The organism is Bacillus sp. 03113, from assembly GCF_006546985.1.
Classification (GTDB): domain Bacteria; phylum Bacillota; class Bacilli; order Bacillales; family Cytobacillaceae; genus VATK01.
In genome coordinates, this window is sequence record NZ_ML637008.1 from 25,924 (window position 1) to 39,846 (window position 13,923).

A 13,923-nucleotide genomic window follows, 5' to 3' on the forward strand; every position below is an offset into this window, starting at 1 on the left:
TCGTATGGTGGTGAAGAAACACATGCAATTTTTAACAAATCGGCTGCTAAATGGGCTAAATCCTGAGCAGCAAAAGGCAGTAAAAACAACAGATGGTCCCTTGTTAATCATGGCTGGAGCGGGAAGTGGGAAAACGAGGGTGTTAACACACCGAATCGGCTATTTAATGGTAGAGAAAGGCGTTAATCCTTACAATATCCTTGCCATTACCTTCACGAATAAAGCCGCAAGGGAAATGAAAGAAAGAATTCATAGTATGATGGGCGGAGTAAGTGAGGAAATATGGATTTCAACATTCCATTCTATGTGCGTACGGATTTTGAGAAGAGATATTGATCGAATTGGCTTTAATCGAAATTTTACCATTCTAGATACGACTGACCAGCAATCTGTCATTAAGAGCATTCTTAAGGAAAAAAATATTGATCCTAAAAAATATGATCCAAGAGCTTTGCTAGGGTCAATTAGCAGTGCGAAAAACGAATTAATTGATCCCGAGGAGTTTTCAAAAACGGCGGGAGATTACTTTCAGCAGATCGTCAGTGATGTTTATACTGAATACCAAAAACGCTTGCGCAAAAATAATGCACTGGATTTTGATGATCTTATTATGACGACCATTCAGTTGTTTAACAGAGTCCCCGAGGTATTAGAATTCTATCAACGAAAATTTCAATATATTCACGTTGATGAGTATCAGGATACGAATAGGTCGCAATATATGCTTGTAAAGCTTTTAGCTGCTCGCTTTAAAAATCTTTGTGTTGTCGGTGACTCAGATCAATCAATCTATCGCTGGCGCGGAGCAGATATTGCTAATATTCTTTCCTTTGAGAAGGATTATGCGAATGCTCAAGTGATTCTTTTAGAGCAAAATTACCGTTCAACGAAAAAAATATTAATGGCAGCTAATCAAGTGATTTCTAATAATATGAATCGGAAAGCGAAAAACCTTTGGACTGAAAATGCAGAAGGAAACAAAATCTTTTACTATCGCGCAGATAGCGAGCAAGGAGAGTCTCAATTTGTCGTAGGGAAGATTAACGAGCTGGTCAGAAAGGATCAGCGTAAATTAACCGATTTTGCCATTCTTTATCGGACAAATGCTCAATCGCGTGTGCTTGAGGAAATGCTTTTAAAAGCAAATATTGAATACAACATTGTCGGGGGAATTAAGTTCTATGATCGGAAGGAAATTAAAGATACCCTTGCTTATTTGCGTCTAATCGCAAATCCTGATGATGATATTAGCTTGCAAAGAGTGATCAATGTACCAAAGCGTGGAGTTGGTTCAAGCTCAGTCGATAAAATTGCTAATTTTGCTCTCATGCACGATATGTCAATGTACCAAGCGTTAGATGCCATTGAGTTGATTGGACTTAGTCCTAAAATTACTAAGGCTGTCACAGAGTTTCGAGATATGATTCGAAATTATACGAATATGCAGGAGTATTTATCTGTAACTGAGCTTGTAGAAGAAATATTAGATAGGTCTGGTTATAGGGAGATGCTTAAGGCGGAAAAATCACTTGAATCCCAAAGCCGTTTAGAAAACTTAGAGGAGCTTTTATCTGTTACGAAAAACTTTGAGGATGGAAGCGAAGACAAGTCATTAGTTGCTTTTTTAACTGATTTAGCGCTCGTTGCTGATATTGATAAATTAGATGACGATGGTCAGAAAAGTGATGCCGTTGTGCTTATGACGCTTCATTCAGCTAAAGGCTTGGAATTTCCTGTTGTTTTTCTTATTGGACTGGAGGAGGGCGTTTTTCCCCATAGTCGTTCATTAATGGAAGAGTCGGAAATGGAAGAGGAACGGCGTTTAGCCTATGTTGGCATCACCAGAGCTGAGCAGCAATTATTTATAACTAATGCACAGATGCGTACCCTTTTTGGTAGAACAAATATAAATCCTCCATCTCGCTTTATTAAAGAGATTCCAGCAGAATTATTAGAGGGGATGGAGCCTAAAAAGAAAGAATCCGCATCGCCTTTTAATGGACTTTCACAGCGATCAGTACAAACTAGAGCTGCTGCTCGATCTGTTTCGATCTCATCAGGCGGGGATGAAATTAGCTGGAGTGTAGGCGATAAAGCCATACATGGAAAGTGGGGAACGGGTACTGTTGTTAGCGTAAAGGGAGAAGGAGAAGGTAAAGAGCTAGATATTGCCTTTCCTAGTCCAACAGGCATCAAACGCTTGCTTGCAAAATTTGCTCCTATTAAAAAGGGCTAACGGGGAGCAAGCCTCACATTTTAAGAAAGGACTTGTCGCTATGGACCTTCAAACTGCGAATACAGCTATTACGGATCTGAAAAAGAAGTTAGATCAATATAATTATGAATACCACGTTCTTGATAAGCCATCTGTTCCGGATGCTGAATACGATCAGCTAATGAAAGAGCTAATCAATCTTGAAGAAAAATATCCAGAATTTAAAACGGCCGATTCTCCTACACAACGAGTAGGTGGGGAAGTATTAGATATGTTTAGAAAGGTTCAACACGAAAAGCCGATGCTAAGCCTTGGCAATGCTTTTAATGAAGCAGATCTGCGTGATTTTGACCGCAAGATTCGTCAAGCGGTAGGTGATGATTTTTCCTATGTGTGTGAACTGAAAATTGATGGATTAGCGGTGTCTTTGCGATATGTTGATGGATTATTTACGCTTGGTGCGACTCGTGGAGATGGTACAACAGGGGAGGATATTTCGATCAATCTAAAAACGATTCGATCCATTCCACTGCGTATAAAGGAGCCTTTTTCCATTGAAGTTAGGGGTGAGGCTTTTATGCCAAAAAGCTCCTTTGAAGCACTGAATCGGGTAAAGGAAGAGAATGGTGAAGAGCCATTTGCTAATCCGAGAAATGCGGCGGCAGGTTCTCTTCGACAGCTTGATCCACGTATTGCAGCCTCAAGAAACCTTGATATCTTTTTGTATGGGGTTGGCGAAATAGGACAAACAGGGGTAAAAGCTCACAGCGAATGGCTTGATTTATTGGATCGTATGGGGTTTAAAACAAATCAAGAACGAAAAAAATGTGCTAACATAGAAGAGGTTCTTCATTTCGTTGAGGGATGGATAGAAAAACGCCCTCATCTTCCTTATGAAATTGATGGGATTGTCATAAAGGTAGATTCTTTGCAGCAGCAGGAGCAATTAGGAGCGACAGCAAAAAGTCCACGCTGGGCTATCGCATATAAATTCCCAGCAGAAGAAGTCGTGACTAAATTGATAGATATTGATTTGAATGTTGGCCGAACAGGTGTCGTTACCCCAACAGCTTTGCTTGAACCTGTAAAGGTTGCAGGAACAACGGTTCAAAGAGCGTCCTTGCATAATGAGGATCTTATTCGAGAAAAGGACATTCGAATAGGGGATTATGTTGTGGTTAAAAAAGCTGGAGACATTATTCCTGAAGTTGTACAAGCTTTACCTGAGCGAAGAACAGGAGAAGAAAAGGAATTTTTTATGCCTTCTCAATGTCCAGAATGTCAAAGTGATCTTGTTAGAATAGAAGAAGAGGTAGCTCTCCGATGCATCAATCCGAAATGTCCTGCACAAATCAGAGAAGGGCTCATTCACTTTGTATCTCGAAATGCGATGAATATTGATGGACTTGGTGAAAAGGTTGTTAGTCAATTATTCTCTGAGAAACTGATCGGCGATGTTGCAGATCTATATCGACTAACGAGAGAACAGCTTTTAGATTTAGAACGAATGGGAGAAAAATCAGTTCAAAATCTCCTTTTAGCGATTGAGCAATCTAAAGCAAATTCCTTTGAAAGACTCCTTTTTGGATTAGGCATTCGGCATGTTGGAGCAAAGGCTGCAAAAACATTGGCGCAATCTTTTCTCCATATGGATCGACTTGCTTTGGCTACAAGAGAAGAATTAACGGCAATTAACGAAATTGGAGAAAAAATGGCTGACTCTATTGCGACATTTTTTGAGCAGGAAGAGGCAGTTGAGCTTCTCGATGAATTGAAGCAATATGGAGTTAATATGGAGTACAAAGGGCCAATGCCAGTATCTCCAGAAGAAACTGATTCAATTTTTGCAGGTAAAACGGTTGTATTAACAGGGAAGCTTGAACAGCTTTCAAGGAACGAGGCAAAGGAAAGAATTGAAGCCCTTGGTGGGAAAGTTTCAGGCAGCGTGAGCAAAAAAACACATATTGTAATTGCAGGAGAAGAAGCAGGCTCCAAACTAACAAAAGCACAGGATTTAGGCATTGATATTTGGGATGAGGAGAAATTGATTGAAGTATTAAATAATATAGAGGTGTGACGCCGTGAAGAAAATTTCAATGGCTGCTCTTATTTTGATGCTTTTATTGACAGGTTGTGCACCTAACTTCCAGAAGCAAGAGGAAGTAGTTCAAGAAAAGCAGGATACAAATGAGAAAGCTATTATTCCAAAGTATAAAATTTCGGATGAATACTATAGCAGCATTTTACCCTTTAAACCTTCAGAGGCAAGGGGGCTAGTTGTTGGTAATTTAAATACAAGATATGATATTAATGAATTTGAAACAGGATTAATGAGGATTGCCCAGCGCAATTTTGATCCTAATCAATATTTTTTTCAAGAAGGGCAATATTTAAAGAAAAATATTGTTCAATTATGGTTAAATCGTAAGTTTACAGATGAACAGCTGAAAGCAAATGGGCTGGATCAGAAACAAAACATTGGACTGAATCCTTTGAAAGAAGGAAATGAACAAGCTGACTTTCAAAAGAATCCTATTTATTTAGCCCATATTTTAGAGCATGACTATCTTGAAAAAGGGTCGGATGGAACGGTTCATCTTGGTGGAGTTGTGATTGGACTGGCCCTCAATTCTGTTTATTATTATCAAACAGAGCAATATGGAGCAACCTATGAAGCAGATGTAAAAGGTAAGGTTGAACAAGAAGGTAAAAATATCGCAGCGGAGGTTTTAAAAAGGCTAAGAGAAATGGATGATTTGAAAAACGTTCCAATTACGATTGCGTTGTTTGAACAAAAGGAAAAGTCATCCGTTGTACCTGGCAATTTTATAGCCTATGCGAATGCATCTAAGGGAAGTTCAAGCCTAGGTAATTGGGAAACGATTGATGAGCAATATGTATTGTTTCCTAACGGCGGAAATAAAGAAGATAGCGATCGCTTTAATAAGTTTAAACAGGATGTAGAAAAATATTTTCCGAATTTCAATGGAGTTATTGGTAAAGCTTTTTATGCTGATAAGAATATGCAGCAGCTCGATATTGAAATACCGATTCAATTTTATGGAAAAGCGGAAGCCATTAGCTTTACACAATTCGTTACAGGAAAGGTAATGGAGATTTTTCCAAAATACATTACGGTGCAGGTCAGTATTTCATCTGTTAACGGACCAGAGTCCTTAATTGTTCGTAAAGCTGAGCAGGACGAGCCATTCGTTCATATTTACCAATAAAAAATACACTTAATTTGAATGAATTCCTCCCTTTATATGGGGAGGTTTTTTTGTAGCCTCAGACAGATAAGCGCACATGCGCTTTTGTTATGTTAAATGAATATGTTATAAATAAAAAGAGAGAATATGGATAATGAATTTAAGGAGGTTCCTGAATGGAAAGATCGAATGTAGATGATTATCTTCAGCAAGGAATACACGGAGTGAAGGAAACGAATCCTGATGAACGCCGGAAATTTCTTGGTACACTAAGAGAAAGGATAGTCGTTGCTCTTTATCAGAACCAACTAAGAGAGGCTGGGATTTATCCAGAGGTCGAGAATGCAGTGAAGGAAAACTCTAAAGCTCATTTATATTTAAATGGCCATATGGATTATTCTTATCTATCCAAATATATCAAAATAGCCAATCAACACAATGTAAAATACACCATGGTGACGAATAAAGAACATAACTCAGATATTGGGCTAGTGCTAGCGTTTGATTATGCGATTGATAAAGAAGAAATATTTGTGACAAAGAACGAATCACAAGCTTCTGTCCATAAAGAATCTCCTAATAAAAAAGGATTGCTATCATATATGAGCAAGCTGTTTAAATCAAACTAGGTGAAGTAATCCTCTTCACCTAATTTCCTGATATTAGACTTTGTTTAAACATTGCTGGGTCTAAATTAGGCCCTTCAATAATAACTGCAGTCATCCCAGTTAATGATCCTGATTCATGAAATTCCCCTTCTTCCCAAAAGATGGCTGTACCTTTTTGAACAGTTTTTCGTTCTCCTTCTGCTACTCTTACCCACCCATTTCCGTTTACAACTATAAATAATTGATGACATGGTGCCTGATGCATACCTAAAATGCTGTCTTTGTCCAAATACATGCAACCGATCGTCGTCACTTGCTCTCGGGCAATCGGTAAATAGGATGAGTTCTTGCTATTGAATTTAGATATGTTTTTCCTATTGCTTTCATCCAAAAGAAAAATTTTCATTTTGATCAACTCCTAATTTTTATCATAGTTTAATTTATTGTGAGCAGTCAAAAATTGATGATGAAAAAATATTCGTTTGTATATAGAATACATGATAAAATAGGCATGGATTAAGCATTCATTGATGTAATCGAATGTTGCTTTAGTGTGGAAAAGTTTGATATGATCAATATTAGTGTGAAAACGTTCGATTAATACGGAGGTGACAGGTATGTCAAGAATATCAATAGATGAAGTGAAACACGTTGCCCATCTGGCAAGATTAGCTATTACTGAGGAAGAAGCAGAGAAATTTCAAAAGCAATTAGATGCGATTATTTCTTTTGCTGAAGAACTTAATGAGCTAAACACAGATGATGTTGAGCCAATCTCTCATGTGTTAGATATGAAAAATGTGATGCGTGAGGATATCGTACAAAAAGGGCTTCCAGTAGAAGAAGTATTGAAAAATGCACCAGACCATGAGAACGGTCAAGTGAAGGTGCCTGCAACATTTGAGTAAGGGGGGAAATAAAGGATGAGTTTATTTGATTATAAAGTAGCTGAGCTTCACGAACTGCTACATAAGAAAGAAATATCTGTTACTGACCTTGTACTTGAGTCATACAAGCGTATTGATGAAGTGGAAGATAAGGTGCAGGCTTTCTTAACGTTAGATAAAGAAAGAGCCATTGAAACGGCGAAAAAATTAGATGAAAAACTTGGCACCGACGAATCAAAGGGCCTTCTATTTGGAATGCCAATTGGGGTTAAGGATAATATTGTTACAAAAGAGCTGCGTACTACATGTGCAAGTAAAATATTAGACAATTTTGACCCAATTTATGATGCAACGATTGTAAATAAATTACATAGTGCAGAAACGGTTATTATAGGAAAATTAAATATGGATGAATTTGCAATGGGTTCATCCACAGAAAATTCAAGCTATCAAAAAACGAAAAATCCTTGGAATCTTGATACGGTTCCTGGCGGTTCTTCAGGTGGTTCAGCGGCATCTGTTGCATCAGGTGAAGTATTGTTTTCATTAGGATCTGATACAGGTGGATCAATCCGTCAGCCAGCTTCTTTTTGTGGAGTTGTTGGATTAAAGCCAACCTATGGACGTGTATCTCGATTCGGGCTAGTAGCCTTTGCCTCTTCATTGGATCAAATTGGTCCTATTACAAGAACTGTTGAAGACAATGCATTTTTGTTTCAAGCAATTGCTGGTGTAGACCCGATGGATTCAACATCTGCTCCAATAGAGGTTCCAAACTTTTCAGAGGCACTTACAGGTGATGTGAAGGGCTTAAAAATAGCTGTACCTAAGGAATATCTAGGAGAAGGTGTAGGAGAAGCAGCTCGCCAATCTGTATTAGATGCGTTAAAGGTACTAGAAAAGCTTGGAGCAACTTGGGAAGAAGTCTCCCTACCACACTCTAAGTATGCATTAGCGACATATTACTTACTATCGTCATCAGAAGCATCTGCTAATCTTTCCCGCTTTGATGGCATTCGTTATGGATATCGCACACAAGATGCCGAAAACTTAATTGATTTATATAAAAAGACTCGTGCAGAGGGCTTTGGCGATGAAGTGAAGCGCAGAATTATGCTTGGAACCTTTGCCCTTAGCTCAGGTTATTACGATGCTTATTATAAAAAAGCTCAAAAGGTTCGTGCATTAATTAAAAAAGATTTTGAAGATGTATTTGCAAAATACGATGTGATCGTAGGACCAACGACACCAACCCCAGCTTTTAAAATTGGTGAAAAAGTAGATGATCCATTAACGATGTATGCGAATGATATTTTAACGATTCCAGTAAACCTTGCGGGTGTGCCAGGAATTTCGGTACCGTGTGGATTTGCTAATGGATTACCGTTAGGATTGCAAATCATTGGGAAGCATTTCGATGAGAAAACAGTTTATCAGGTTGCGCATGCATTTGAACAAGCAACAGATTATCATAAGCAGAAACCGGTATTGTAAGGGGGGAAAAGCATGAAATTTGAAACTATCATAGGACTAGAAGTACACGTTGAGCTGAAAACGGAGTCAAAAATCTTTTCAGCCAGCCCAAATAAATTTGGAGCTGAACCAAATACAAACACAAGTGTCATAGACCTTGGTTATCCTGGAGTATTGCCAGTTATCAACAAAAAAGCTGTAGATTTCGGAATGAAAGCTGCTATGGCCTTGAACTGTCAAATCCCAACTGAAACAAAATTTGACCGTAAAAACTATTTTTATCCAGATAACCCAAAAGCATATCAGATCTCGCAATTTGATAAGCCAATCGGGGAGCATGGCTGGATTGATATTGAAGTAGACGGCTATAAAAAACGTATAGGAATTACGCGTGTTCATTTAGAAGAAGATGCTGGGAAATTAAACCATGGGTATGGTTATTCATTAGTCGACTATAATCGTCAAGGAACTCCACTTATTGAAATCGTATCAGAGCCGGATTTGAGAACAGCGAACGAAGCCTATGCGTATCTTGAAAAATTAAAATCGATTATTCAATATACAGGCGTTTCTGATTGTAAAATGGAAGAGGGCTCACTTCGCTGTGATGCTAATATTTCCATTCGCCCTGTAGGTCAAAAAGAGTTTGGAACGAAAACAGAGTTAAAAAACTTGAACTCCTTTAACTTTGTCCGCAAAGGCATTGAACATGAGGAAGAGCGTCAGAAAAAAGTCGTCTTATCAGGCGGTACTATTGAGCAGGAAACACGTCGATATGATGATGCTGCCAATAAAACAATTTTAATGCGTGTAAAAGAAGGGTCAGATGATTACCGTTACTTCCCAGAGCCTGATTTGTTGGATATCGTTATTGATGAGGAATGGAAGGAAAGAATTCATGCTGAAATTCCTGAGCTTCCAGACGAACGCAAAAAACGCTATGTAGAAGATCTTGGTCTTCCTGCTTATGATGCGAATGTCTTAACGATTACAAAGGAAATGTCTGATTTCTTTGAGGCAACCGTAAATGCGGGGGCTGACGCCAAGCAAGCATCAAACTGGCTGATGGGAGAGGTTTCTGGTTATTTAAATGCAGAGCAAAAAGAGCTTGAAGATGTTGCCTTAACACCTGAAGGTCTTGCTGGCATGATTAGACTAATTGAAGATGGGACAATCTCTTCAAAAATAGCGAAAACCGTTTTCAAAGAATTGATTGAAAATGGCGGAGATGCTGAGAAGATCGTGAAAGAGAAAGGCCTTGTTCAAATTTCTGATGAAGGTGCTTTATTAAAGGTCATCACGGAAGCATTGGACGCAAACCCTCAATCAATTGAAGACTTTAAAAATGGGAAAAAGAAAGCGGTTGGCTTCCTAGTTGGTCAAATTATGAAAGCAACAAAAGGTCAAGCGAATCCACAGCTTGTAAATCAATTATTAGCACAAGAAATGAATAAAAGATAAAAAATCGTCATAAAAGTGACAGGTATCTTCAAGACGTATAGTCTATAAGATACCTGTCATTTATTTTATGACAATTTCCAAGTCTATTTCCCAGGAAAAGCTGTCATATTTCAACAATACTTTTTTAGAAAGAATTTACGGATCAAGCTTGATTCGATCGTTTACCAATGTTTTATCAGTGATTTTTGGTTCTTTCTTATTTTGATAGTTTTTTAAATTCGATCGATGTAAATAGATTAAGAATACAAAAAATAAGATAAAAATGAGTTCGTATTTTATACCAGGTTCAAAGACCGTATAAATAATTAATGCAATGCCAACAGAAAGGGAACCGAAAAAAACATATTTGGAAAGGTAAATGATCAACACAAAGCTTAAATAGGCGGCAAGAAACATCCATATATTTGTTATCAGAAGCGCGCCAGCAGTTGTTGCAATTGCTTTCCCTCCTTTAAACCCTGCAAAGATTGGAAAGCAATGACCAAGAACAGCTACTAAACCTGCATATAGCGGATCTAAATCATGATAAAAAATAAGAGGCAAAGCAGCAGCTAAAGCTCCTTTTCCGATATCAATAATAAGAACAGCAACAGCAGCACGTTTACCGAGTACTCTAAGCGTATTAGTGGCGCCGGGATTATAACTTCCGTGATTTCTTATATCTGTTTTAAAAATAATCTTGCTTATAAGAAGAGCAGTAGGAAAAGAGCCAATTAGGTAAGAGGCTAATAAAATCATTGCAGTCATAACATCATCCTTTATTAAAAATAATAAAATATTATATTTAAGTGAAATGGTTTTGTCTATTTTACTTTAAAGGGAGTGGTTGGATTTTTAAGGAATATTCCAGCTGAGCCATCATACATAAGTGTAGGATGATCTATGAAACTTATTTCAAATAGTCACAAAGCTTTCACCAATCTCTAAAATAATCAATGTAAACAACATCCTTTAAAGGTTGTTTTTAGTGATATATTACCATATAATTGCTTTAACGAGATTGACAATCTTAATATATTGTAATACGGCGGTGGACATATGAATAAGGCAGACATTGGGAAAATAGTAAAAAACTATACTCGGACAAAAAAAGATATCCCAAACAGTTTTTTTGAGAGCCTTCAGTTAAGGAATATATTAATTAATGGCAAGAAAATAGCAGATATAGGCTGTGGAACAGGTATTTTGACAAGAAAAATTAAATTAAGAAATGGCAATGTTGTGGGGGTGGATCCTTCCTTTGAGCTTCTACAAGAAGCAAAAAGCAGTAACGATATTCATCGTTTAAATATCCCCTATTACAATGGATCAGCAGAAAATACAGGTCTAGAAGCAAATGAATATGATGTAGTAACGGTTATGCGTGCATGGAATTGGTTTGATCGAAATGAAGCTTTAAATGAGATTAGAAGAATATTAAAAAAGGATGGCACACTCATTGTTGCTGATTCTAGTTTTATTGCTGCTCATCCAGTCGTTCAAACGACCATTTCATTCTTTCAGGATGTTTTTCAAATTCATCTTGTACCTGCTGGATCAAAAGCTATATCTAAGCAGCTTATTAACGGTTATCCCGTTGAGTGGTTTACTGAATGGCAAAACTCAGGATTTGAACTTCGTGATTTTTATAAGCTTGATTACGATATCTCTTTTACAAATAAAGAGTGGGCTGACAGAGTTTCTTCCCGTTCTTATTTTACAGAGCTAGAAGAAAGTCAAAGAAGCTTTGCGAAGAATCAACTCTTAATGGAGCTGGACAACAAGTTTGGAACTGAAATGGTGCACACAATTCCTCACGCATGCTATGTATGTGTACTGAAAAAAATATAATTAAGACCTATGTATTTATGTAGAGTTGATCCCAATGGATTAGCTTTTTTTTTTTAGAAAATCTTTGAAAATAGGAAGTTGAAAAAATTTTATTTAAAACTGTAGGGGGAAATAAGAGATCTTTCGTCTAATAGGGTGGAAGCGAAAGAAGGGGGGAGAGAAGAATAAGCGACCATGAATTAATTCAAAAAGTACAAAATGGCAATGATCATGCATTTCGCCTTTTAATCGAAAAATACCGATCTACTCTTTTTCGAACGATATATGCAGTACTGAAGGATCAAAAGGAAGCTGAGGATGCTGCACAAGAAGTGTTTCTCAAAATATATACTTCTCTCCCCCAATATGAGCATCAAGGCTTTAAAACATGGATGACAAGAATTGCCGTGAATCATGCAATTGATGTCAAAAGAAAGCGTGATCGTAGACATGAGGATATAGTGGAAAGTGTTGAATACGATCATGATCATTATTCCATTCAAAGAAAAAGCATTGATCATGAAATGATAATAAAAGAGAGAAGAAAACAAGTAAGAGAACGGCTCAATGAGCTTCCTGAAAATTATAGAGTTGTTATTTATGACTTTTACATAGCAGAAAAAAGCTATCAGCAAATGGCAGAAGAGCAATCTGTTCAAGTAAAAACAATCGAAACTAAGTTGTATAGAGCACGTAATTGGATGAAAAAGCATTGGAAGGAGGACGATTTTTCATGAGGCATTATTCTGAAAGCGATTGGACGAAATATGTGAATAATGAATTAGAAGAACATGTCCGAGAGGCTTATGAAAAACATTTATATAGCTGTGACCAATGCTTAGAGTTATATGTAAGGGTCATTGAACAGCATGAGGATTCTTTCCCAGTGATTATTGATGAAACGGATTTTGCTAATTCCATTATGGAAGCCATATCTGAGCAAAAAATAATACAGAAACAAAAAGCAACTCCGTTTTATCAAAAAGCATTGTTCCATTATACACTTGCAGCTGCCATGACTTTGTTATTAATGATGACCGGTGTGTTTCATTCCATTACTGAATATGCAGAAAGCATTCAACTATCCGAACAAAATGGAGAACAATCGTCTATGACGGATGGGATCATGAATAAAACTTTTGCTTGGATGGATTCTTTAGAGACTAATCATAAGGAGGTAGATAATAAATGAATAAAAGTCCGATACTCGCTTTTTTGTTTTCCCTTTTTCCTGGGGGAGGAATGCTTTATTTAAGAAAACCACTGCGTGGATTATTTTATATGATTTCGTTTTGGGGGCTCGTGTTTTTTACAATCTTGTTTGCTAATGATTATTATTTAGATCAGTTTGCATTTTTGTTTGTTTTTCTAGGGTTTATCCTTTTTATTGTTAATATAGTGGATACAATTATTTCGGCGAATAAGCTTTCTAAGAAGCCAATTGCTGAACAGCCAGTAACTGAAAAAGCAGAGGATAATGATCGATTTAATACCCTTCTATTATCCCTTTTACCGGGTGTAGGACATGTTTATCTCGGGTTAATGAATCGCGGAGTTACACTATTAACGACATTTTTAGGCTTAGGAATAATGGTGTTTTTTGTAGCGATATTAACTCATCGAGGTGAGTTCTTAGTATTCTGGGCGATATTACCAGTTATATGGATTTATGGTTACTTTGATGCGATGCAGCAGCTGGGCAAAAAGCAACGTGGGGAAGAGTTAATTGATCGAACCATTCTAGATGATTTTGAAAGTCGTCGAGAGGATGGAAAAAAGAGTAAAGCGATTGCTACCTTTTTATCAATTTTTCCTGGAGCTGGCCACTTATATTTAGGCTTGCAGCAACGTGGAATACAGCTTATGGGTGCTTTCTTGTTCTCTATTTACATTTTGGATGTGCTCCGATTAGGAATCTTTTTATTTCTAATTCCTATTATTTGGTTTTATAGCTTTTTTGATGGTTTGCAAACAGCTTCAAAAATGGGTGAGGAGCCGATAGAGGATAAGCCGATCATTGCTTCTTTATTTAATCATCAAAAGTGGATTGGCATTGGTCTTATATTCATAGGACTCTATTATTTAACGACAAACATTATCATTCCAGCTTTTTCCCCAATGCTTCGACAACTGATTGATATTGATTTAAGATACTTGTTTGACCGCTATTTCCAAATGTCTATAGTATCGATTGTATTAATTGGTGGAGGAATCCGGCTGTTATTTGGAAGCAAAAGAAAAGGCAAGCAAGAATTATAAAT

Annotated in this window: 13 protein-coding genes; 11 read left to right on the forward strand and 2 right to left on the reverse strand. The window is 37.2% G+C overall.

The features are described from left to right. Positions 1-22 precede the first annotated feature (22 nt). The 4 genes from pcrA (at position 23) to FDO66_RS00150 (ending at position 6,053) form a co-directional block, all read left to right on the forward strand. On the forward strand, positions 23-2,236 hold the full coding sequence (pcrA, locus tag FDO66_RS00135; protein WP_141430383.1) for a DNA helicase PcrA: 2,214 nt from the start codon (positions 23-25) through the stop codon (positions 2,234-2,236). A gap of 40 nt (positions 2,237-2,276) precedes the next feature. After that, positions 2,277-4,292: an NAD-dependent DNA ligase LigA gene (gene ligA, locus FDO66_RS00140; RefSeq protein ID WP_141430384.1), complete on the forward strand. Its 2,016-nt coding sequence runs from the start codon at positions 2,277-2,279 to the stop codon at positions 4,290-4,292. Positions 4,293-4,296: 4 nt separating this feature from the next. After that, complete coding sequence (locus tag FDO66_RS00145) at positions 4,297-5,445, forward strand: CamS family sex pheromone protein (protein ID WP_141430385.1); 1,149 nt, start codon at positions 4,297-4,299, stop codon at positions 5,443-5,445. A 155-nt stretch (positions 5,446-5,600) separates the two neighbouring features. Further along, positions 5,601-6,053, forward strand: a complete 453-nt coding sequence (locus FDO66_RS00150) for a YueI family protein (RefSeq protein ID WP_141430386.1) — start codon at positions 5,601-5,603, stop codon at positions 6,051-6,053. A gap of 19 nt (positions 6,054-6,072) precedes the next feature. Here the strand turns inward: FDO66_RS00150 and FDO66_RS00155 are convergent, their stop codons facing one another. Beyond that, positions 6,073-6,438, reverse strand: coding sequence for a cupin domain-containing protein (locus tag FDO66_RS00155; RefSeq protein ID WP_141430387.1), 366 nt, complete (start codon positions 6,436-6,438; stop codon positions 6,073-6,075). A 211-nt stretch (positions 6,439-6,649) separates the two neighbouring features. Between FDO66_RS00155 and gatC the strand changes: the two genes are divergently transcribed. Genes gatC through gatB form a run of 3 tightly spaced genes read left to right on the forward strand, consistent with a single transcriptional unit; the run spans position 6,650 to position 9,853 of the window. Continuing rightward, positions 6,650-6,940, forward strand: a complete 291-nt coding sequence (gene gatC, locus FDO66_RS00160) for an Asp-tRNA(Asn)/Glu-tRNA(Gln) amidotransferase subunit GatC (RefSeq protein WP_141430388.1) — start codon at positions 6,650-6,652, stop codon at positions 6,938-6,940. 15 nt (positions 6,941-6,955) lie between these two features. Further along, positions 6,956-8,413 (forward strand): Asp-tRNA(Asn)/Glu-tRNA(Gln) amidotransferase subunit GatA, encoded by a 1,458-nt coding sequence (gatA, locus tag FDO66_RS00165; protein ID WP_141430389.1) that lies wholly within the window; start codon positions 6,956-6,958, stop codon positions 8,411-8,413. Positions 8,414-8,425: 12 nt separating this feature from the next. Beyond that, positions 8,426-9,853: an Asp-tRNA(Asn)/Glu-tRNA(Gln) amidotransferase subunit GatB gene (gatB, locus tag FDO66_RS00170; RefSeq protein WP_141430390.1), complete on the forward strand. Its 1,428-nt coding sequence runs from the start codon at positions 8,426-8,428 to the stop codon at positions 9,851-9,853. A 135-nt stretch (positions 9,854-9,988) separates the two neighbouring features. Here the strand turns inward: gatB and plsY are convergent, their stop codons facing one another. After that, positions 9,989-10,600 carry a glycerol-3-phosphate 1-O-acyltransferase PlsY gene (plsY, locus tag FDO66_RS00175; RefSeq protein ID WP_141430391.1) on the reverse strand — a complete coding sequence of 204 codons (612 nt, stop codon included), beginning with the start codon at positions 10,598-10,600 and terminating at the stop codon, positions 9,989-9,991. A gap of 291 nt (positions 10,601-10,891) precedes the next feature. Here plsY and FDO66_RS00180 point away from each other — a divergent pair, with 291 nt between their 5' ends. The 4 genes from FDO66_RS00180 (at position 10,892) to FDO66_RS00195 (ending at position 13,921) form a co-directional block, all read left to right on the forward strand. After that, complete coding sequence (locus tag FDO66_RS00180; protein ID WP_141430392.1) at positions 10,892-11,683, forward strand: class I SAM-dependent methyltransferase; 792 nt, start codon at positions 10,892-10,894, stop codon at positions 11,681-11,683. Positions 11,684-11,847: 164 nt separating this feature from the next. Further along, positions 11,848-12,399: an RNA polymerase sigma factor gene (locus tag FDO66_RS00185; protein ID WP_141430393.1), complete on the forward strand. Its 552-nt coding sequence runs from the start codon at positions 11,848-11,850 to the stop codon at positions 12,397-12,399. Continuing rightward, positions 12,396-12,854: a hypothetical protein gene (locus FDO66_RS00190; RefSeq protein WP_141430394.1), complete on the forward strand. Its 459-nt coding sequence runs from the start codon at positions 12,396-12,398 to the stop codon at positions 12,852-12,854. Before FDO66_RS00185 ends, FDO66_RS00190 begins: the two co-directional genes overlap by 4 nt. After that, positions 12,851-13,921 (forward strand): hypothetical protein, encoded by a 1,071-nt coding sequence (locus FDO66_RS00195; RefSeq protein WP_141430395.1) that lies wholly within the window; start codon positions 12,851-12,853, stop codon positions 13,919-13,921. Before FDO66_RS00190 ends, FDO66_RS00195 begins: the two co-directional genes overlap by 4 nt. Positions 13,922-13,923 lie beyond the last annotated feature (2 nt).